Below are 20,348 nucleotides of genomic sequence, written 5' to 3'. Positions count from 1 at the left end.
CCCCGGGCGGCCACGGCCGGCACCACCTCAGCCGCTTCGACGGCCCTCCCGGGCAGGGAGGTTCAGCCGGCCTCGGGGAGTTGCTGGGTGGCACAGTGGATGCCGCCGCCGCCCTCACCGAGGTTGTCGACGGGCACGGGCACCACCTTCCGCCCCGGGTAGAGGTCCCTCAGGGTGGCCGTGGCATCACCGTCGGCCTTCCGGTCGCCGAAGCGGGGCATGATGACCGCTCCGTTGGCCACGTAGTAGTTCGCATAGCAGGCCAGGAAGCCCTTCCCCCGTCGCCCGATGTCGGCCGGCTCGAACAGCTCGACGACTTCGAGCCGCTTACCCCGGGCGTCGACGGCGTGCTCCAGGACAGTGCGGGCCTGTTCGTAGGCGCCGGTGAAGTCGTTCCGGGGAGCGTCGGGTGCCGGGGTGCTCAGGACCACGACGCCCGGTTCGGAGAAGCGGGCCAGCGCATCGATGTGATAGTCCGTGATGTCCTTGCCCTTGACTCCCTTCACCCAGATCACCGTGGTGGCGCCGAACAGGTCCCCCAGCGCCCGCTCGATGTCCTTGCGGGACTTGCCGGGGTTGCGGTTGTCGTTGACCAGCGAGCTCTCGGCGACCAGCAGGGTCCCGTGCCCGTCGCCCTCCACGGCCCCGCCCTCGGCGGTGATCGGTGCCTCGATCCTGGTGATCCGCTCGTCGTCCAGGACCGCGCGGGCGACCCGGCTGTCGCGGCCGTGGGGCTGCTTGTTGCCCCAGCCGTTGAAGTTGAGGTCGACGCCGGCGATGCCGTCGGGCCCGAGGACGAAGACCGGTCCGCTGTCCCGCATCCACAGGTCGTCCACCGGGACCGGGACGACCTCCACCCCGGACCCGCATGCCCGCCGGGCCGCCTGTGCCTCCCGCTCGTTGGCGAGGAGGTGTACCGGCTCGAACTCGGCGATCGTCCGGGCGATGCCGGCGATGTCGTCGCGTACGCCGGTGACGTCCGGCCCCCAGATCCGGCGGGTGGGCCAGGCCATGTAGGTCGACTCGTGCGGATGGGCCTCGTCGGGCAGCCGCCGTCCGCCGGCCGGCTTCGCGCCGGCGGGGACAACCCGCTCACCGCGCGGCGCCGGCCTGCCGGCGTCCTGGGTACCGCAGGCGCCCAAGGCCCCGCCCACGGCGGCGACAATCGCCGCTTGCAGCGTCTGACGTCGGGATATGTCCATGCTCAGCCCCCTGACTGAAATTTCGGTCAGGACGATGGTAGGGCATGATCGGAGCCGAGCCACCTTGATTCCTCGGACCGCGGGAGCATGCGATGCCGGACAGGCCCACCCAGATCCTCGAAGCCGCCGCCCGGCTGATCGCCCGGCGCGGCGTCCGCGGGCTGCGCGTCGAGGAGGTGTCCGCGGAGGCCGGCGTCTCGACCGCGCTGATCTATTACCACTTCAAGGACCGCACCGGACTGCTGCGCCGCACCCTGGAGTTCATCAACCAGCGTGCGGTCCGCTACACCGACGCCGCCCTCGACGTCTCCGACGATCCCCGTACCCAGCTCACCGAGATCCTGCTGCGGGAACTGCAGGACGTCCCCCATGTCAGGGAGAACAGCGCGGCGTGGGGCGAGCTGCGCGCCACCGCCGTCTTCGACCCCGACCTGCGGGAGCTGCTGGCCACCGCGACCCGCGAGTGGAACGACGACCTCGCCGGTCTGATACTCCGGGCCCAGACCGCCGATCCGGCGCTCGCCCGCACGGATCCGCACGCGGCGGCCGAACGGCTCACCGCCCTGGTCGAGGGCGTGAGCGAGCGCTGGCTGAGCGGTACCACCTCGCTCGGGCGGGCGCACGAGCTGATCCGTGGCGCCGTCGAGGCGGAACTCCGGCCCGCCTGAGGGGACTCCACCGGCCCGACCGGCCCCGCGGCTGCCACGGCCGCGGGGCCGGCCCTTTGCCGTGGAGCGACGCCATACCGGAGGAACTGATTTCTTCGGTCAATAAGAGGACATCAACGACTGTTTTCGGTCGGATTCCGGTACGTGACCCTCTGTGCACGACCGCCCCGTTCCCTCTCGCCGCCTCCCCGGAATCCCCTCCTCACAAGGAGTGTCAACATATGGCGTTCATGCGGTGGCTGCCGGAATCTGGCGAAAGATTTTCGGTTCTGGTGCGGAAATGGTGAAGAAACCCGACCGAAAGTGTGCATCGGGTTTTGACCCTTGATCGACTGGTCGGCGATGGTCACCACATGCCCGTCATACCCCGACCCGCGGCCAGCGGCCCGCTGCGCCTGCGCGACTTCCGTCTTCTGCTCGCCGGTGCCGCGGCCGGACAACTCGGCGCCCAGGTCACCCTGGTCGCCCTGCCGCTCGTCGCGGTGCTCGAACTCGACGCCCCCGCCTTCCAGGTGGGCTTGCTCACCGCAGCGGAGACCGCCGCGTTCCTGCTGGTCGGGCTGCCGGCCGGGGCCTGGGTCGACCGGATGCGCAAGCTGCCGCTGATGATCCGCGCCGATGTGGTGCGGGCCCTGGCGATGGCGAGCATCCCGCTGGCCGCCGTCACCGGTGTGCTGACGATGGCACAGCTGTACGTCGTCGCCCTGGTGACCGGCGTGGCGACGGTCTTCTTCGACGTCGCCCACCAGAGCTTCCTGCCCGAGCTGCTGCCCAAGGACCAGCTGGTCTCGGGCAACGGGGCGCTGGAGACGATCCGTTCCTCGGCGCAGGTCGCGGGGCCCGGCATCGGCGGCGGTCTCGTCCAGTTGCTGGGCGCCGCCCTGGCCATCGTCACCGACGCGGCCGGCTATACGCTCTCCGCGCTGTTCCTGTGGCGCATCAAGCGGCCCGAGAGCCTTCCCGAACGCCGGCCGGACGCCTCGCTGCGCCGGGACATCGGTGAGGGGCTGCGCTTTGTGTGCGGGCACCGCCTGCTGCGGGTGATCGCCGTGACGACCGGGCTGGGCAACTTCTTCGCCGCGGTACTGATGGCCACCCAGTCCGTCTTCCTGGTCCGGGTGCTGGGCCTTGCGCCCGGAGTGGTGGGCCTTGTCCTTGCCGCCTCGGCCCTGGGCGGACTGGCCGGCGCGCTGTGCGCGGGCCGGCTCGCCGCACGGCTCGGCCAGGCCCGGCTCATCTGGCTGTCCTCGCTGGTCACCGGCCCGTTCGCGCTGCTGTGGCCGCTTTCCGGACGCGGCGCAGGGGCAGCGCTGTTCGCCCTCGGCTCCGGCGTGGTCTTCTTCGGCGCCGTGGTCTACAACGTCGCGCAGGTGAGCTTCCGCCAGGCCCTGTGCCCGCCCCGGCTGCTCGGCCGGATGAACGCCACCCTGCGGTTCCTGATGTGGGGCACCCTTCCGCTCGGTGCCCTGGCCGGCGGTGCACTGGCCGATGCCTTCGGGGCCCGGGCGGCGCTGATGTGGTGTGCGGCGGGATTCCTGGCCGTACCGCTGCCGCTGCTGCTCTCCCCGCTGCGGCGGATGCGTGACCTGCCGGCCACGGGGCCTGCCGAGGACCCGGAGGCCGCCGCGTCCGGCGCGGCCGAACCCGCCTCCCTCGGTTGACGGCCCGCCACCGCCTCCGGCCGCATCCCTGCTGCCTGCCCCCGCGCACGGCCTTCCCACCCGCATCGCCTCGGGCGATGCAGCTCAGTCATGTCAGAGAGGATCACGTGCTCAGCATCACGAGCCAGTACCTGGCCCGCTACCGGCGGCTCGACTCCGGCGACAGGGCCCCGGTCCTGCTGCCCGTCACGGGCGCCCAGCGTCGCTTCGCACTGGTGCGTGCCATGGACCCCGCCGGGCGGCCGGATCTCGTGCCGATGTTCTTCGCCTTTCCGCGCGGCACGGTGGATCCCGTACGCCTCACGGCGGCCGCGAACCGGCTCGCCGCCCTGCATCCCGTACTGCGCTCCCGCCTCACCGTGCTGCGCGGCACCCCCGCGCTGCGCCCGGAAGAGCCGCAGGTACCCGTGACCCGTCTGGACTGCGCGCCCGGCGAGGATGCGGCCACCGTGCTGCGCCGCGCCCTGGGCAGCTGGACCCCACAGGGTCCGCCGCTGCGGCTGTTCCTGGCGCAGGACGGGCCGCAGGGCGCGGAAGACGTGCTCGCCGTGGTCCTGGACCACGCCGCGTGCGACGGCCAGTCGCTGGCCCGGATCGTCGGAGAACTCGGCGCGGCCTACGACGAAGACGCCGGCGCCGAGCGGCCCTCCCCCTCGGAGGTCGCGGCCGAGCTGGCCGCCTACCGGGACGCCGTGCTGCTCCAGCTCGACGCGGAGGAGCGCGCGGGCGCACCGGCGGCGATGGCGTACTGGGGCGAACGGCTGCGCGCGGTGCGCGAACAGGCCCCCGTGCCAGGGCACCGGCCCCTCTCCGCCGGGACGGCGCCGAGCGGTGCGGCCGCGCTGCGGATTCCCGCGCCGCCGGCCGGGGTGCCCTTCCCCGAACTGCTGGGCGCCTGCCGGGCGGCCGCGGCGGCGCTGTTCGGGGCGGGCCGGGTGGTGCCGCTCGGCTACCCGTGGGGCGGCCGGCCGCCCGGTGCCGCTCCGGTGCTCGGCTGCTTCCTCAACACCGTGGTCTTCCCTACCGCCACGGGGGACGCTCCCGGGGCGTCGGCTACGGCCGAAGCCTGGTGGGACGACCTGGACCACGCCGCCACCCCGTTCGACGCCGTGGTGCACGCCGCCCGCGCGGCCGGCTCAGGATGGACCGGCCGGCTCGACGGCATGCTGACCGTCGACGACTCCCGGCGGCACCCCCCGCTGCGGCTGGGCGGGGTGACGGGCCGTGAGATCCATATCGACGGCAGGGCCGTGCGCGGCCCCTTCGCGGTCTCCGTCACCCAGGGCCCCGAGCTGCACCTGCGCATGGTGTGGGACCGCGCGATCCTCTCCGACGACACCGCCGAGAGTGCCTTCACCGCGCTCGCCGGCGCACTACGGACCCCGGCGCCGACGGCCGGCTGACCCCTCCCGGGGCCCCGCCCCGCCTTCGCTCACCGACACCGCCAGCCCTGGCCGCGCGATCCGCGGCCGGTCTGCGCCCCAGGCCGGGCCCGACCACGCCCCGGCCGGAGAAACCCGCCCCGACAACCTCAGGGACCGCCCATGCTTCCGCTCTCCTCCTCGCAGGAGATCGTCTGGCTGCACGAACAGGTGCAACCGGGCAGCCGCGCCTACAACTTCACCGCCGCTCTCGACCTGTGGGGCACCCTCGACGCCGAGGCGCTGCGCCGCGGCCTCGCCGCCACGCTCGACCGGCACCCCGGTCTGCGGCTGGAACTCGTCGCCGTTGACGGGGCGATGCCGGGGCAGCGGGTCGCCGAGGCCTGTGTGCCACGGCTGCACACGGTGGACCTGAGCGGCGAGGCGGACCCGGAGGCCGCGTTCCAGGAGCTGCTGCGCACCGAGGCGGAGACCCCGCTCGACACCTTCGAGGCACCGCTGCTGCGCTGGACGCTGGTCCGGCTCGCGGAGGAATGTCACCGGCTCATCCATGTCGAGCACCATCTGATCCACGACGGCCACTCGTTCGCGATCCTGCTGCGCGATGTGTTCAACGTCTACCGGGGCCACGTCCTGGGCGAGCCGGTGGAGCTGCCGCCCGCGCCCTCGTACGCCGACCACGTCCGGGCGGGCGCCCGGGACGAGGAGAAGGGGGAGCGGCACGACAGCCTGGAGTTCTGGGCCGGCGAACTGCGCGAGATGTCCTACGACATGCCACTGCCCGGTCTGACCCGGCCCGGCTCCCGGCGCCGCCACCGCGGTGCCCAGCTGCGGCAGTCGATCGGCGCTGATCTGGCACAGGCGCTGCGCGGCCATGCCCGGGAGCGCGGTCTGACGCCGTTCGCCACGCTGCTGGGGCTCTTCGCCGAGCTGCTGCGCCGGCACAGCGGCCGCTCGCAGATGGTGATCGGCACCGCCGTCGGCAACCGCCCGCGCGGTTTCGAGGGCGCGGTGGGCATGTTCGTCAACACCATCCCGCTCGCGCTCCGGCTGGACCCGGCCGCCCCGGCCGAGGAGTCCATGGACGAGGTGACCGACACCCTCATCCGTGCTCTGCCGCACCAGGAGGTGCCGATCCAGGAGCTGACCCGCACGCTCGGGCTGCACACCTCCGGCGCCGACAACCCGCTGTTCAGCGTCATGTTCAGCGCCCACGACGCCGAGCTGCCCGAGATCGACGTCCCCGGCCTGGACATCACCCTGTTCGAGGGCTTCAACACCGGCACCACACGCTTCGACCTGGACGTGGTGCTGCTGCCGGACGACCGGCGCGGGGTCAGCCTCCGGCACGGCGCGCCGGGGATGACCCTGGTCTGGGACTACGACGCCGACATGTTCGGCGAGGACGTGGCGAAGCTGCTCGCCGGGCGGTTCCTGGACCTGCTGCGGGCCTACCTCGACGCTCCCGGCGCCACCCTGGCGGACCTGGCGCCGACGGCCCCGCCGCAGGCCCTCCCGGCCGCCGCGCTCCCGGCACCGGCACACGATCCGCTCGACCCGGCCACCGCGCACGACCCGTCCCTGCCCGCGCTGCTCATCGGCGCCCGCCGGATCACCTACGGCGACCTCGACGACCGGGTCACCTCGCTGGCGCAGCGGCTGCGGGCGGCAGGGGTGACCGCCGGGCAGCCGGTGGCCGCGGTGCTGCCCCGCGGCGCCGATTCGGTCGTGGCGCTGCTGGCCTGTCTGCGGACCCGTGCGGTGTACTGCCCGCTCTCGCCCTCCGATCCTCCGGCCCGCCTGGAGCTGCTGCTGGGCCGGCTGGGTCCGGCGCTGGTGCTGACCTCCGCGGACGCGCCCGTCACGCTTCCCGGCGGGCTGCCGACGGCCACCATCGACGCGCCGGCCCTGCCGCCGGCGCGGGCGGCCGAGGTCGTCCCCGGTGCCGCCTACATCATCCACACCTCCGGCTCGACCGGCATTCCCAAGCCCGTCGCCGTCGGCCGCGCGGCGCTGGAGAACCATCTGACGGGCGCCGCCGACCGGTTCGGCCTGGAACCGGGTGACCGGGTGCTGCTGTTCGCGCAGCCGACGTTCGACGTGGCTCTCGAAGAGGTGCTGCCGTCGCTGTACGCCGGGGCGTGCCTGGTCGCCCCCGAGCACGAGGTGCTGACCGGCGCCGAGCTGGCCGCGTTGCTGGTCGCCGCGCGGGTCACCGTGGCCAACCTGCCGACCAGTTACTTCCTCGCCACCCGCGAGGAGATGCGCCCCGTGCTGCGCGACGGGCACTGGGCGCCGCGGCTGCTGGTGCTCGGTGGCGAACGCCTCCCGGCGGACGTGATGCGTGCCTACCTGGCCGACACCGACACCACCGTGCTCAACGTCTACGGCGTCACGGAAGCCGCCATCAGCTCCACCGTCCACGAGCTCACCCCGGACGGTCTCGCCGACGGTGCGGAGATCCCGCTCGGCACCGAGCTGCCCGGCGAACGGATCCACGTCCTGGACGCGCACCACCGGCCGCTGCCGGACGGCGCGGTCGGCGAACTGGCCATCGCCGGAGCCGGCTTGGCCGAGGGCTACGTCGGCAACCCGGAGACCACCGCCGCCCGGTTCATCGGCGTCGAGGCCCTGGGCGGTGAGCGGGTCTACCTCACCGGTGACCTCGGCTACCGCGGCCGCGACGGTCAGCTGTACTTCCTGGGACGACGCGACCACCAGATCAAACTGCGCGGCTACCGCATCGAGCTGGAGGAGGTGGAGGCTGCCGCCTCCGCCGCGCTCGGCGGCAGGTCCTGCGCCGTCGTCCTGGACCGTGCGGCCGCGGGCGGGCCCCGGCTGGTCGGCTTCCTGGAGGACACAAACGGCGCTGCGCCGTGGGACGAGCAGGCGTTGCACACCGAGCTGAGCAGCCGGCTGCCGAGCGCCCTGGTACCGGGGTGCTGGGCACGGCTCGACGCCATGCCGCGGCTGGCCGGCGGCAAGCCGGACCGCGCGGCGCTGGCCCTCCGGGCCGCCGCGATGGAGCCGGCCGCCCCCGCCGAGGAGAGCCCCGGCGCACCGGCACAGCTGCCGTCCGGTCCGGCACCGGCGTCCGATCCGATGACGGAACTGCTCGCCGAGGGCTGGCGGGAGGCCCTGGGCCACGGCCGCTTCGACGCGTCCTCGGACTTCTTCATGGCCGGTGGCCACTCGCTGCTCGCCGCGCAGCTGGCGGCCTGGCTCGAACCGCGGCTGGGGCAGCGTCCGCCGCTGCGGCTGCTGTTCCAGAACCCGGTGCTGGCCGACCAGGCCACCGCGCTCGCGGCCGTCGGCACCCCTGCCGTGCCCGCGCCCGCTCCCGCCGCCCCGACCACCGTGACGGAGTCCCGATGACCCAGCCGATGACCGCCCGGACGCCGGCCCCGGCTACCGCCTGCGACGGCCAACTGCCCGCACCGCAGGGCTCGCTCAGCATCGCCCACGGCGCCCTGCCCGCCACCGACGGGGGGAGCGGCGTGCTCGCCCTCTTCGAGGAGTGGGCCACCCGCTCCCCGCAGGCTCCGGCGGTGATCGACGGTGCGCACCGCTGGACCTACCGGCAGATCGACGACGCCGCCGACGAGGCCGCACGGGCGCTGCGTGACCGGGTCCGCCCCGGAGACCTGGTCGGCGTCTGCCTCGACCGTTCGGCCGCACTCGTGGTGACCGCCGTCGCGCTCGCCAGGATCGGCGCCGTCTATCTGCCGCTGGGCCCGCGCCCGGGCGAGCGCCGTACCGGCGCCGTCACCGAGGACCTGAACGTCGTCTGTCTGATCGGCGATCCCGAGGTCCTGCCGCCCCGGCACCGGAGCGCCGAGCACCTGCCGCTGGCGCTGCCCGGCGAGGGCGCCAACGCCACCGCCACGGTGGTGGCGGCGTTCGCCGACCCCGGCGCCACGGCCCGTTCCGCACCCCCCGGGGCGTTCTACGCCGTGCTGACCTCCGGGTCCACCGGCCGCCCCAAGGCGGTGGCCGTCGGTGAGCCCGCGCTCGGCACCTTGCTGGACTGGTACCGCGCGACGACCGGGCTGGCCCCCGGTGACCGGCAGTCGCTGTTGATCGGCGTCGCGTTCGACCCTCATCTGATGGAGCTGTGGGCCGGGCTGACGTCCGGCGCGGCGCTGGTGCCCGCGCCCGACGAGGTCCGCTGGGACCCGGTGGTGCTGGCCGACTGGTGGCGTGCGTCCGCGGTGACGGCGGTGGTCTCGGCCACCCCGATGGTGGAGCCGCTGCTGGAACGTCCCTGGCCGCAGGGCCTGGCGTTGCGTCATCTGTTCGTGGGCGGTGACCGGATGCGGCGCCGGCCGGGCGCCGAGGTGACCGCCACCGTGCACAACGCCTACGGGCCGGCCGAGGCCACCGTGGTCTCCACCGTGTACGCCATGCACGGCACGGACGACGCGGCGGACACGGAGTCCGCGCCGCCGATCGGCCACCCTCTCCCGGGCGTGACCGTGGTCGTCGCCGACGCGGACGGCCGGCCGGTCGCGCGGGGAGCGGAAGGTGAACTCCTCATCGGCGGAAGCGGTCTGGCGCTCGGCTACCTCGATCCCGACCTGACCGCGCGCCGCTTCCCGGCCGTGCCCGAGGGCATCGATCTGCCCGGAGTGGAGCGCTTGTACCGCACCGGGGACCGGGTGCGGATGCCGGACGACGGTGCGCTGGAATTTCTGGGCCGCCTCGACGGCCAGGTCAAGATCAGCGGGGTACGGATCGAACCGGCCGAGGTGGAGGCCGCGTTCGAGAAGGACCCGGCGGTCCTCGGCGCCGTCGTCACCGCGCCGCGTACCGCCGACGGCCACACCCGGCTGGTGGCGTACGTACGGCCGGCGGCCGGCGCCGTGCTCACCGCCGACGCGCTGTTGCCGGCCGTCCGCGCCTGGCTTCCTGAGCAGGCGGTGCCCTCGGACGTACGGTTCGTGGACTCCTTCCCCCTGGACGCCAACGGCAAGGTGGACCGGGCCGAGCTGACCCGGCAGGCAGCCGCCGAGGCACCCCGTCCCGGCGATGCCCCCGCGGACGGCATCGGGCCCGCCGGCGCCACCCCCGGCGAGCGGCTTGTGCTGAGCGCCGTACGCGATCTGCTCGCCCGGTCCGAGATCTCGCTGGCCGAGAGCTTCACCGGGGCGGGCGGCACCTCGTTGCTCGCCGCCCGGCTGCTGACCGTCATCGAGAAGGAGAGCGGTGTCCGGCTGCGCGCCCCCGAGCTGCTTCGCCAGCCGGACCTGCGCGCCGTCGCGCTGCTCGTCGACACCCGCCTCGCCGCGCGGCAACCGGCAGGAGCCTGAGATGACCACCCGCACCCCGCACTCCCCCGACACCCGGAAGGAAGATCCCGTGCCCACCGAAGGCACCCCGCAGGACGAGCGCACCCCGGCCGGTGACCACCCCGCGCCCGCCCCGGAGGCCGAGCGGCCCGCACCCACGGCCGGACTGACGGCCCTGGTGGCCTGGCATGCCGCACGGACCCCGCAGGCCCTGGCCGTGGCGGACGGCGACACCACGCTCACCTACGCCCAGCTCGTCTCCTCGGCCCGTGCGCTCGCCGCCCATCTGCGTGAGCACGGCGTGCGCCAGGGTGACGCCGTGGCGCTGCTGATGCCGCGTTCCGCCCGCACGGTCGTCGCCCAGCTCGCGCTGTGGTGGGCGGGCGCAGTGTGCGTACCGCTCGATCCGGCGCACCCGCGCTCCCGTTCCGAGGCACTGGCCGCCGACGCGGGCGCCACGCTGACCGTCGGCGACGGCAAGCTCCTCGAATCGGCGGCGCTCTCCGGTCCGGCTCTTGCGCTGCCCGGTGCACCGCTGGTGGACGGTGGCGACCTCACCGGCGCCGAACTCGGCCCGGACGCCGCCGCGTTCATCATGTTCACCTCGGGCTCGACCGGCCGGCCCAAGGGCGTGGCCCTCCCGCACCGTGCGATCGCCGAGCTGGTCTCCGACCCGGCATACCTCACCCTCACCTCCCGCGACCGGGTGCTCTTCCACTCGCCGATGACCTTCGACGCCTCGACCTTCGAAGTGTGGGGAGCCCTGGCCAACGGAGCCGCCGTGGTGGTGTGCACCGCCGAACGGCCCTCGTTCGAGGACCTGGCCCGGAACGTGGAGCGCCACGGCGTCAGCGTCGCCTTCTTCACCACCGCGCTCTTCCACCAGCTGGCCGCCCGCCGCTCGCGGCTCTTCTCGCTGCTGCGCACGGTGATCGTGGGCGGCGAGGCGCTGTCCGCGCACCACGCCCGCGACGTGCTCCACGCCTTCCCCTGGCTGGAACTGGTCAACGGCTACGGGCCGACGGAGGCGACGACCTTCACCACGGCCCACCGCGTCACCGACGCCGACTGCGACGGCCAGGTGCCCATCGGCCGGCCGGTCGCCGGGGCGACCGTGCACCTTCTGGACGACTCCGGGCAACCGGTCCCGGACGGGGAGCGCGGCGAACTGTGGATCGGCGGCAGCCGGCTGGCGCTGGGCTACACCGGTCAGCCGCAGCTGACCGCCGAGCGCTTCCGCGACCGGCCCGGGCTGGGGCGCCTCTACCGCTCCGGTGACCTCGTCTCCCGGCGTCCGGACGGCACCCTCGACTTCCACGGGCGGACGGACGACCAGGTGAAGATCCGGGGCTTCCGGATCGAACCGGCGGAGATCGAACACGCCCTGCGGGAGCAGCCCGAGGTGGCGGACGCGGCAGTGACCGTGCACCGCCCCTCCCCCGACGACGCCCGCCTGGCCGCCTTCGTGGTGGCCTCACCCGGCCCGGTGCCGCGCCCCGTCACCCTGCAGGACCGGCTCGCCGCCCTCCTGCCCGCCCATCTGGTCCCCGACGAGGTGCAGCTGGTCGACGCGCTGCCGCTCACCGCCTCGGGGAAGGTCGACCGCCGCGCGCTGACGGACCTGGTCACCGCGGATCTGCCCGACGCGGCGGCCGGGCCGCTGGGCCCGCTGGAGCAGGCCGTCGCCGAGGTCTGGGGCCGGTCACTGGGCCGTGAGGTCACGCGGGCGGACGCCGACTTCCTCGCGCTGGGCGGTCATTCGCTGCTCGCGCTCGCGGTCACCGACGACCTGCGCGAAGAGCTCGGCGTCGAGCTGACGCTCGCCGACTTCTTCGCCGCCCCCACGGTGGCGGGGCACGCCGCGCTGGTCGAGCGCGCGCTCCTCGCCGCGCACAGCGATCTGCGCCCCGGCGCCCCGGAGGACACCGATGGCCACTGACACCCCCGCCGCCGCGGCGCTCCAGGAGGAGCTGCTGCGCCGGGCACGCTCCCGCGCCGCCCGGCCCGCCGCCGCTCCCGCAACCGTCCGCCAAGGACCCGCCCCGCTCTCCCACGCCCAGCGCCGCATGTGGCTGATGAACCGGCTGGGCCACGGTGACGCCTCCTACAGCGTGCCCTTCGCCACCCGGCTGCGCGGCCCGCTCGACCTGGACGCGCTGGCCGCCGCGCTGACCTCGCTGGTACGCCGTCACGAGATTCTGCGCACCCGCTACGGGCAGCAGGACGGTGAGCCGTACCAGGAGGTGCTGCCGGCTCCGGAGGCGATCGCGCTGCGTGTCGTGGAGACGGACGCGGACGGCGCCGGCGCGCTGCTGGACGAGGAGGCGCACCGCCCCTTCGACCTCGCCGCCGGGCCCCTGCCGCGCGCCCTGGTCCTGCGGCACGCGGAGCAGGACCACACCGTGCTGCTGACGTTCCATCACATAGCCATCGACGGCGCCTCGTTGGAGACCATTGCCGGGGAACTGGCCCGGAGCTACGCGGCCGCCGCCGAGGGCACCGCCACCGAGGCGCAGCCGGAACCTGCGCAGTACGCAGACTTCGCGCGCCGTGAGCAGGCGGCCGCCGACGCTCTGGAAGCGGGCCTGGACCACTGGGCAGGACGCCTCGAAGGCGTCCGGCCGCTGCGTCTGCCCCGCCCCGCGCACCCGCCCGCCGACACCGGCGTCCGCCCGGCCGGTGTCCACAGCGCCCCGCTCGACCCTCGGGTGCCGGCCGCCCTGCGCGAACTCGGCCGCGCGCACCGGTCCACCCTGTTCACCGTGGCGCTCGCCGCGTCCTTCGCCGCACTGCACCGCTTCACCGGCCAGGACGACCTGGTGATCGGGGTCGCCGGCACCCACCGGCAGGGCCCGGAGATGCGCGGCCTGGTCGGACTGTGCGTCAACACCCTTCCGGTCCGGGTGAACACCGCCGGCGACCCGTCCTTCACCGACCTTCTGGAGCGGGTACGGGAGGCGCTGCTGGACGCCCAGCAGCGCCGCGAGGTGCCCTTCGACCTGATCCTCGACCGCCTCGGCGCCGCCGCCCGCAACCCCGACGGGACGGCGCTGATCCGGGTGACCGCGGACGTCCTGGGCGAACCCACGACGCTGCGGCTGCCCGGCCTGGCGGACACCTACGTCGAGGTCGGCGCCGGAGAAGCCAAGTTCGACCTCTCCTTCGGCATGGTGGACACCGACGCCCCCGCCGGAATCGTCCAGTACAGCCGGACCGCGCTGGACGAGGAGGCGGCGGCCGCGCTCGGGGCGCACCACGCCGCCCTGCTCACCGCGGTGGCGGACGACCCGGGCCTCCGGCTGTCCCAGCTGCCCGGCGGGCCGCCGGCGCCCGGGGGCGAAGGCGGCGGACACCCGGCCGAGGTGCTGCTGCGCTCGTACCCGGGGGTGGCCGAGGCCGCCGTGGTCGAACCGGCCGGCGGCCCGCTGCTGGCCTATGCCGTACTGCGCGGCATCGGCGGCCCCTCCCCCGCCGAGCTCCGCTCCCGTCTGCGCACGGCGCTCGCCGCTGACCTGGTGCCCGCCGCGGTGACCCTGCTGGACTCCCTTCCGCGCACGGCCGACGGCACGCCGGATCCGGCCCGGCTCCCGGGGTTCCCGTCGGCCCCCGCACCGCAGGGGGCGCACGCGGATGCCGTGACCGAAGGGTTCACCGGCCTCCTGGGGCACGCCCCCGGGCCGGACGATGACTTCTTCCTGCTCGGCGGCCACTCGCTGGTCGCCGTCCAGCTCGCCGAGCGTCTGCGCCAGGCGCTGAAACTGCCGCTGACCGGCCTGGACATCATGCAGGCCCGCACCCCGCGCGCGGTCACCGCGCTGCTGGCGGCACGTGAGGCGGAGCGGGCCGCCGCGCCCTCGGCCGCCCCCTCCCGCCCGCGGCGCACGCGCGAGGGCACGGTGCTGGTCACCGGCGCTACCGGCGGGGTCGGCGCGTTCGTGCTGCGCGAACTGGCCGCTCGGGGACGTCCGGTCCTGGCCCTGGCCCGGCCCGAATCGGCCCACCTCGTCGCCGGGGAAGGCGTGGACGTCGTCGAGGGCGACCTCACCGACCTGGACGGCCTGCGCAAGGCCGTCGGCAGCGCCGACGCGGTGATCCACTCCGCCTGCACCTTCACCCGGCCCGAGGTCGATGTGACGGCGATGGCCGCGATGGTCGGCACCTGGTCGCGCGGCCCGTTCGTCTTCGTCAGCAGTGTGGACGCCTACGGGCACCCGGCGGGCGAGTGGGTGGCGGAGGAGTCCGCCTCGCAGCAGCCGCTGAGCGCGTACGGACAGGCGAAGGTCGACTGCGAAGGGCTGCTGCTGGGGGCGGCCGGCGCCCAGGGCCGGGGTGGCGCGAGCGCCGTCCGTTCCCCGCTCGTCTGGGGAGCGCACCAACGGCTGCGGGACCAGTTGCGCTGGGGTGCGACCGGGGTGCTCTACCAGGCGGCGCGGGAGGGCCGGCCGATCGTCCTTCCGCGGCCGGGTACGCACGGTCATGCGTGGTACGGCGCGGCCTGGGTGCACGCCGCGGCCCTGGCCCGGGCCGTGGTCTCCTGTCTGGACTCGCCCGTGCACGGCGTCGCCAACGCCGTCAGCGGCCACCTCTCCTGGCACGACCTCGCCACCGGGCTGACCGAACTGCTCGGCAGCGACAGCGAGATCCAGGAGACGGACGAGGTCCACCCGGACCTCGATCACCGCTGGCACTACCACGCCGGCCGGCTGGCCCCGTCCCTGCGCGCACGGCCGGGCGAGGACTGGCGCTCCGTGCTGGCCGCAATGACCGGACCTGCCGGGCCCTGAGGCCCGGCAGATCGGCAGAAGACGCCCGGTGACCCGTGGGGGGCCACCGGGCGTCTCCCGTGGCCGCCCCTTCCGGCGCGCGATCGAGTTCCCCGATCCGGGAAAATCTGGCCTCTCGGCCTGCCCCGCACCGATTCCCGGGGCCGGCTTGCGACCATGGGCGGGGTGCCGGGGCTGACGCCCTCCGGGTGCCTGACCGCCACCGGAGCGCGACCCCTCGGTCCACCGGTACCGGTATCCGCGGACCTTCCGCGCGAGGACCTCCGCCGCCGCAAAGGAGCCCTGAATGAACGCCAGCACGGATCTGCTTGTCGACGCCTTCGGACGCATCCGTGAGGTCGTCGAGGACGTGGTCTCCGGGCTCGACCCCGACGAACTCAGCACCCGCCCCGACGACGCCAACTCGATCGCCTGGCTGGTCTGGCACCTCACCAGGATCCAGGACGACCACCTCGCCGGGGTGGCCGGCACCGAGCAGATCTGGACCGCGGACGGCTGGTACGACAGCTTCGGGCTCCCCTTCGCGGCCGACGACACCGGCTACGGACACTCCGGCAAGGACGTGGCGGCCGTAGGGGACCTGAGCGCACAGCTCCTGACGGGCTATCACGGCGCCGTGCACGACAACACCGTCCAGTACCTCGCCGGGATCGACGACAAGGACATGAAGCGCGTCGTCGACCGCGGCTGGACACCGCCCGTCACCCTGGGAGTCCGCCTGGTCAGCGTGATCGCCGACGATCTGCAGCACGCCGGCCAGGCCGCCTACGTCCGCGGCCTGCTCGGTCTGTGAGGAGTGCGCGGACCGGTCGGTGCGGAGTGCGCAGGCCGGTCGGTGACGCGTGCACGGGCGGGTCCGCGAGGAGTGCGCGGGCCGTGCGGCGGTCACCGCGGGCTCATCCGCCGCGGGGCAGACGGTGCAGCTCCACCCCGGCGAGCCGGCCCTGCACAAGCTCCGCCGTCATGTAGGTGCAGTACGGCTGCCGGCGGCGGTCGGTCGGCGACCCCGGGTTCAGCAGGCGCAGCCGGTCGTCCGCCGTGGAGTCCCAGGGGATGTGGCTGTGGCCGAACACCAGCACATCGAGCTCGGGGAACCGTGCGGCGCAACGGCGCTCCCGCCCCTGCGCGGGGCCCGTCTCGTGGACCACGGCGAACCGGACGCCCGCCAGTTCCGCGTACGCCACCTCGGGCAGCCGGGCCCGCAGGTCCGGGCCGTCGTTGTTGCCGTACACCCCGATCAGCCGCCGGGCGCGATCCTGCAGCAGGTCCAGCGTGGCGGTGTCGACCCAGTCGCCGGCATGCAGGACGACATCGGCGCGGGGCACTTCGCCGAGCAGCTGGGCCGGCAGCACCTTGGCGCGCCGGGGCAGATGGGTGTCGGAGATGAGCAGGAGTCGCACGGGGCCTCTCCTCGGCAGTGCCGCGGACGCGGGGGTCGGGGCGGTCAGTGTTCCTGGGCGGTCGGCCGCACGGTGATCTCGTTGACCGCCATATGCGGCGGCCGGGTGACCATGAAGGTGATGACGCGGGCGATGTCCTCGGCGTGCAGCCAGCTTTCCTGCGGCATCCCGTGGGCCGATGCGGCCTGGCTGCCGCCACGTGTCATCTCCGTCGCGGTCATGCCCGGTTCGACGAGTCCGACCCTGACCTGCCGTCCGGTCACTTCCTGGCGCAGCGCCTCGCTGAAGGAGCACACCGCGTGCTTGGTGGCCGAGTAGACGCTGTTGTCCTTGCGGGGCACCCGGCCCGCGACCGAGCTGACGGTCACCAGGTCGGCGACGCCCCGGGGCCCGTCGTGTGCCGCCTGCAGCAGATGCGGGAGCGCCGCGTGCGACATCCGCAGAACCGCCGTGAAGTTGAGGCCGACCATCCGGTCCCAGTTCTCGGGGTCGCTGTCCTCCACCGCGCCGCGCGCACCGAATCCCGCGTTGTTCAGCAGGACGTCCAGCCGCCCGAAGTGGTCGACGGTCTCCTCGACCACCCGCCGCGCCTGCGTCGCGTCACCGAGATCGGCCGTCAGGGCCAAGGATGCCCCTCCGTGCTCGACGATGGTCTGCGTGAGGTGTTCCAGTCGCTCGCGCCGGCGGGCGACCAGGGCGAGGGAAGCGCCCTCCCGGGCCAGCGCCAGGGCGGCGGCCGCACCGATACCGCTGGAGGCCCCGGTCACCAGCGCCACGCTGCCCGACAGCGACGCCCCGCCACCACCCGCGACCCCAGCGCCGTCCTGACGCACCGTCACCGACTCCCCGGACGCTGAGCTGCTCATCGTCTTCCCACTCCTTACGCCCGCTCTCTTCGGCCCGCGGCGGCCGAACCCGGTCCCGCACACCCGTACCCCGCCGAGCCGCCGCTGTCCCTCCCCCTCGGCCATCTGCCCCTTGCCCTCCACCGGCATCGGCGTCCGTCCACCGCCACACTCCGCCACCCGCCGCCGCGGACGCGGTCCGTACGCCATGACAGCGGGTATGACCCACGGGAACCCCCCTTTGGCTCTGGGAGCTGCTCATGAAGCACACCCATCCCCTGCCGGGCGACATCGGTCTCACCAGAATGAGCGGCGTCACCGGTCAGCTGATCCGCTTCGGACAGTGGATCAACGGAGACGGTTTCACCGACTACGAACACGCCTTCCTGGTCCTGCCCGGCGACCGGCTGCTGGAGGCCGAGCCGGGCGGCGCCCGCATCCTGTCCCTCACCGCCTACGCCGGCGCGGACGTGGTCTACGTCTGCCCGGAACGGCTCACCGAGCGGCAGCGCAGCGGCATCTGCGCCGCCGCCACTCGCTACGCCGGGGTCCCCTACAGCTTCCTCGACTACCTGGCGATCGCCACGCACCGCTTCCACCTGCCCGTTCCGGGGCTGCGCCGCTATGTCGCCAGTACCCGGCACATGATCTGCTCCCAACTCGCCGACCAGTGCTACCTGGACGCCGGTGTCCATCTGTTCGCCGACGGCCGCTGGCCCGGCTACGTCACGCCCATGGCCCTGTACCACCTACTGGCCGACTGACCCGGCGACCCACGCACCCGGCCACCCGGCCACCCGGCCACCCGGCACGGTCCGTATACGGCCCGGGCCCGGGTTCCCATGCGCCCGGCGGCACCCACCGAGCAACGGGCCCGCCGGGCGTGCCGGGGAGGCGACGCACCTATCATGGTGACTGCCAGGGCACCGGTGCGAAGGGGACGGGAAGATGCAGCGGCAACCCGTACTTGTCTATGACGGCGACTGCGCCTTCTGTACGTCCTCGGTCAGGTTCGCAAAACGGCGTCTGCGGCCGCGCTGTGACGCCACCCCCTGGCAGTTCACCGACCTCGCACGGCTCGGCATCGCGCAACAGCGCGCCGAGCGCGAAGTGTTGTGGGTGACCCCGGCCGGCTCCGTACACGGGGGCGCCCAGGCTGTCGCCAAGCTGCTGATGAGCGCGGGCGGCGGGTGGCCGGTCGTGGGAGCGCTGCTCACGCTCCCGCCCGTGCGGTGGATCGCCCACGGCGTGTACCGGATCATCGCGAGGAATCGTCAGCGGATGCCGGGCGGTACGGCGGCCTGCGCGCTGCCGCCCTCCGGCGGTGGCCGGGGGAAGCAGTGAGAGTACGGTCCGGCTGAACGGCGCCGGTCCGGTATACGGACGACGCGGCCTGCGGACGGCAGCGCGCCCGGACGACGCGGCGCCCGGTGGCGTTTCGCCGGCGGGCGCTCCCTCCCCTCCGCAGCCGAGCCCGGTCCGCCCGCTCAGGGCTCAGGTACCGGACTTACGGCCGTAGACGTAGACGTCGTCACCGTTCTTGAGCAGTGACCAGTACTTCTTGGCGTCGTTGCTGCGCATGTTGACGCAGCCGTGCGAGCCGGGGGCCGACCAGACGCTGCCGCTGATGGAGTGGAACGCCTGACCGCCGTCGAAGAACTGGCTGTACGGCATGGCCACGTGGTAGATCGTCGATACGTGGTGCAGGTTGCGCCAGTAGATCTTCTTGGCGCCGGTGCGGGTCTCGTACCCGTCGCGTCCGCTGCGGACCGGCACCGGCCCGAACACCAGCCGCGATCCGTCCTGGACCCAGCTGAGCTGGCGGGTGAGGTCGACGCAGGCGATCCGGCCCTTGTTCGTGGGGCACTTATGGGCCTTGTTCGGATTGCTCCCGGCCGCCTTCTGCTGCGCCACGAGGCTCATCACGCCCCAGGTGACCGGACCGGCGTAGCCGATGTTCGGCGAGATGCCGTGGCTGGTCTGGAAGGCACGGATCGCCCGGCAGTCGGCCGCCGACTGCCGGCCGTCCACGGTGAGCCCGAGGAACTTCTCGGCCTGCTTCTGATAGGGGCCACGGCTCGCGGTACAGGACGACGCGGTGGCGGCCTGGGCCGTGGAGCCGAAGGCCACCGTCAGCGGGAGGGCCAGCGCCGTCAGGGCGAGCGTCGCGCCCGCCCGGCGTCCGGTGCCGGACCTTCGTATCCGCCGCAGGTTCAGTTGTCTTTTCATGCCCCGTAGGACCGTTTGCCCGACCGGTCGGTTGCAGGCGTAACCGACCCGAAATATCTGATAGATCGTGGCATGACCAGGCGGCGCGAGCTCGCCCCGGCAGCCGGACGGCCGTCCGGCCCGGTCCACCGGGGCGACGGCCGTGCTCACAGCACCACTACGGCCTCCTGGCGGGCGTAGCTGAACCCGTCATCGTCGAAGTAGAAGATCGCGACCTTGACCTTGTCTCCCTCCTACCTCCAAGGGGGCCGGCGGCCGAACACACCCTCCGCCCTCACTCCTCGCCCTCATCCGGTCACTTAATGTGCTCATGTCGGCGGGTGGGCGCGGCACCCCCGCGCGCGGCCGGCCGCCTCTCCGGGCTCCGCCGGGAGCCCACCTCCGGAAGGGATGACGCATGATCTCCGATGCCCTGCGTGCCGAGTACGAGCACCGCTTCTCCACGTACGACACCGATGGCGACGGCTACCTGACCGCGCAGGACTTCACCGAGCGGGCACGCGTGCTGGCGGAAGCGGTGGGCGAACCGGCGGATTCCGCCAAGGCGCAAGCCCTCCGGGCGGGGATGCGCAACACCTTCGACGAGCTCGCCGCCCTGGCGAACGTGGACGGTACGGGGCGCCTGGACCGGGAGCAGTTCGTCGCGGCGTTCGCCCGGGCCGGCACGTCGGGGATGCTCGGCAAGGTCGTGGGGCCGTCGGTCGCCGCGACCGTCGCCCTGGCCGATGCCGACGGGGACGGCGTGGTCAGCCTGGCGGACTTCACGGCCGTGCACCGAGCGGCCGGGTACTCGGCCGCCCAGGCCAAGGCGGCCTTCACTGCGCTGGACGATGACGGCGACGGGCGGGTGCTGGTCGCCGCGTGGCAGGCGCCCTGAGCGAGCGGCGGC

At 73.8% G+C, this 20,348-nt stretch carries 15 protein-coding genes; 11 read left to right on the top strand and 4 right to left on the bottom strand.

Annotation, left to right across the window (positions count from 1 at the left end; all coding sequences use genetic code 11):
• Positions 1–62 precede the first annotated feature (62 nt).
• The gene (locus ACGFR7_RS02640) at positions 63–1,202 is read right to left on the bottom strand and encodes an agmatine deiminase family protein (protein ID WP_393312147.1); all 1,140 of its coding nucleotides are present in this window, start codon (positions 1,200–1,202) and stop codon (positions 63–65) included.
• 92 nt (positions 1,203–1,294) lie between these two features.
• Between ACGFR7_RS02640 and ACGFR7_RS02635 the strand changes: the two genes are divergently transcribed.
• The 8 genes from ACGFR7_RS02635 to ACGFR7_RS02600 all read left to right on the top strand — a co-directional run bounded on the left by ACGFR7_RS02635 (position 1,295) and on the right by ACGFR7_RS02600 (position 15,778).
• Positions 1,295–1,870: a TetR/AcrR family transcriptional regulator gene (locus ACGFR7_RS02635; RefSeq protein ID WP_393312145.1), complete on the top strand. Its 576-nt coding sequence runs from the start codon at positions 1,295–1,297 to the stop codon at positions 1,868–1,870.
• Positions 1,871–2,223: 353 nt separating this feature from the next.
• On the top strand, positions 2,224–3,531 hold the full coding sequence (locus ACGFR7_RS02630) for an MFS transporter (RefSeq protein WP_393312143.1): 1,308 nt from the start codon (positions 2,224–2,226) through the stop codon (positions 3,529–3,531).
• A gap of 107 nt (positions 3,532–3,638) precedes the next feature.
• Positions 3,639–4,934, top strand: coding sequence for a non-ribosomal peptide synthetase (locus tag ACGFR7_RS02625; protein WP_393312141.1), 1,296 nt, complete (start codon positions 3,639–3,641; stop codon positions 4,932–4,934).
• A gap of 141 nt (positions 4,935–5,075) precedes the next feature.
• Positions 5,076–8,288 (top strand): amino acid adenylation domain-containing protein, encoded by a 3,213-nt coding sequence (locus tag ACGFR7_RS02620; RefSeq protein WP_393312139.1) that lies wholly within the window; start codon positions 5,076–5,078, stop codon positions 8,286–8,288.
• Positions 8,285–10,222 (top strand): non-ribosomal peptide synthetase, encoded by a 1,938-nt coding sequence (locus ACGFR7_RS02615; protein ID WP_393312137.1) that lies wholly within the window; start codon positions 8,285–8,287, stop codon positions 10,220–10,222. The genes ACGFR7_RS02620 and ACGFR7_RS02615 overlap by 4 nt, the downstream gene beginning before the upstream one ends.
• 1 nt (position 10,223) lies before the next feature.
• On the top strand, positions 10,224–12,140 hold the full coding sequence (locus ACGFR7_RS02610; protein WP_393312135.1) for an amino acid adenylation domain-containing protein: 1,917 nt from the start codon (positions 10,224–10,226) through the stop codon (positions 12,138–12,140).
• Positions 12,130–14,985, top strand: coding sequence for a condensation domain-containing protein (locus ACGFR7_RS02605; RefSeq protein WP_393312133.1), 2,856 nt, complete (start codon positions 12,130–12,132; stop codon positions 14,983–14,985). Before ACGFR7_RS02610 ends, ACGFR7_RS02605 begins: the two co-directional genes overlap by 11 nt.
• 286 nt (positions 14,986–15,271) lie before the next feature.
• Positions 15,272–15,778: a DUF664 domain-containing protein gene (locus ACGFR7_RS02600; RefSeq protein ID WP_393312131.1), complete on the top strand. Its 507-nt coding sequence runs from the start codon at positions 15,272–15,274 to the stop codon at positions 15,776–15,778.
• A gap of 103 nt (positions 15,779–15,881) precedes the next feature.
• Here the strand turns inward: ACGFR7_RS02600 and ACGFR7_RS02595 are convergent, their stop codons facing one another.
• Both ACGFR7_RS02595 and ACGFR7_RS02590 read right to left on the bottom strand, forming a co-directional pair.
• Complete coding sequence (locus ACGFR7_RS02595; protein WP_393312129.1) at positions 15,882–16,385, bottom strand: metallophosphoesterase family protein; 504 nt, start codon at positions 16,383–16,385, stop codon at positions 15,882–15,884.
• 44 nt (positions 16,386–16,429) lie between these two features.
• Complete coding sequence (locus ACGFR7_RS02590) at positions 16,430–17,251, bottom strand: SDR family oxidoreductase (RefSeq protein ID WP_393312127.1); 822 nt, start codon at positions 17,249–17,251, stop codon at positions 16,430–16,432.
• Positions 17,252–17,490: 239 nt separating this feature from the next.
• Here ACGFR7_RS02590 and ACGFR7_RS02585 point away from each other — a divergent pair, with 239 nt between their 5' ends.
• Both ACGFR7_RS02585 and ACGFR7_RS02580 read left to right on the top strand, forming a co-directional pair.
• Positions 17,491–17,994 (top strand): hypothetical protein, encoded by a 504-nt coding sequence (locus ACGFR7_RS02585; RefSeq protein ID WP_393312125.1) that lies wholly within the window; start codon positions 17,491–17,493, stop codon positions 17,992–17,994.
• Positions 17,995–18,178: 184 nt separating this feature from the next.
• Positions 18,179–18,574 (top strand): thiol-disulfide oxidoreductase DCC family protein, encoded by a 396-nt coding sequence (locus ACGFR7_RS02580; protein WP_393312123.1) that lies wholly within the window; start codon positions 18,179–18,181, stop codon positions 18,572–18,574.
• A gap of 150 nt (positions 18,575–18,724) precedes the next feature.
• Here the strand turns inward: ACGFR7_RS02580 and ACGFR7_RS02575 are convergent, their stop codons facing one another.
• Positions 18,725–19,459, bottom strand: a complete 735-nt coding sequence (locus ACGFR7_RS02575; RefSeq protein WP_393312121.1) for a L,D-transpeptidase family protein — start codon at positions 19,457–19,459, stop codon at positions 18,725–18,727.
• A gap of 397 nt (positions 19,460–19,856) precedes the next feature.
• Between ACGFR7_RS02575 and ACGFR7_RS02570 the strand changes: the two genes are divergently transcribed.
• Positions 19,857–20,336 carry an EF-hand domain-containing protein gene (locus ACGFR7_RS02570; RefSeq protein ID WP_393312119.1) on the top strand — a complete coding sequence of 160 codons (480 nt, stop codon included), beginning with the start codon at positions 19,857–19,859 and terminating at the stop codon, positions 20,334–20,336.
• The last annotated feature ends 12 nt before the right edge of the window (positions 20,337–20,348 follow it).

Source organism: Streptomyces sp. NPDC048516 (genome assembly GCF_043199875.1).
In the GTDB taxonomy this organism is placed as follows: Bacteria; Actinomycetota; Actinomycetes; order Streptomycetales; family Streptomycetaceae; genus Streptomyces.
The sequence above is the reverse complement of the archived record's forward strand: the minus strand, read 5'-3'. Positions and strand labels throughout refer to the sequence as shown.

Excerpts from the sequence above, each read along its gene's own strand:
- ACGFR7_RS02635 (WP_393312145.1), top strand. The coding sequence starts at position 1,295 with ATGCCGGACAGGCCCACCCAGATCCTCGAAGCCGCCGCCCGGCTGATC.
- ACGFR7_RS02585 (WP_393312125.1), top strand. The coding sequence starts at position 17,491 with ATGAAGCACACCCATCCCCTGCCGGGCGACATCGGTCTCACCAGAATG.
- ACGFR7_RS02620 (WP_393312139.1), top strand. The coding sequence starts at position 5,076 with ATGCTTCCGCTCTCCTCCTCGCAGGAGATCGTCTGGCTGCACGAACAG.
- ACGFR7_RS02610 (WP_393312135.1), top strand. The coding sequence starts at position 10,224 with ATGACCACCCGCACCCCGCACTCCCCCGACACCCGGAAGGAAGATCCC.
- ACGFR7_RS02575 (WP_393312121.1), bottom strand. The coding sequence starts at position 19,459 with ATGAAAAGACAACTGAACCTGCGGCGGATACGAAGGTCCGGCACCGGA.
- ACGFR7_RS02580 (WP_393312123.1), top strand. The coding sequence starts at position 18,179 with ATGCAGCGGCAACCCGTACTTGTCTATGACGGCGACTGCGCCTTCTGT.
- ACGFR7_RS02640 (WP_393312147.1), bottom strand. The coding sequence starts at position 1,202 with ATGGACATATCCCGACGTCAGACGCTGCAAGCGGCGATTGTCGCCGCC.
- ACGFR7_RS02615 (WP_393312137.1), top strand. The coding sequence starts at position 8,285 with ATGACCCAGCCGATGACCGCCCGGACGCCGGCCCCGGCTACCGCCTGC.
- ACGFR7_RS02570 (WP_393312119.1), top strand. The coding sequence starts at position 19,857 with ATGATCTCCGATGCCCTGCGTGCCGAGTACGAGCACCGCTTCTCCACG.
- ACGFR7_RS02590 (WP_393312127.1), bottom strand. The coding sequence starts at position 17,251 with ATGAGCAGCTCAGCGTCCGGGGAGTCGGTGACGGTGCGTCAGGACGGC.
- ACGFR7_RS02605 (WP_393312133.1), top strand. The coding sequence starts at position 12,130 with ATGGCCACTGACACCCCCGCCGCCGCGGCGCTCCAGGAGGAGCTGCTG.
- ACGFR7_RS02630 (WP_393312143.1), top strand. The coding sequence starts at position 2,224 with ATGCCCGTCATACCCCGACCCGCGGCCAGCGGCCCGCTGCGCCTGCGC.
- ACGFR7_RS02600 (WP_393312131.1), top strand. The coding sequence starts at position 15,272 with ATGAACGCCAGCACGGATCTGCTTGTCGACGCCTTCGGACGCATCCGT.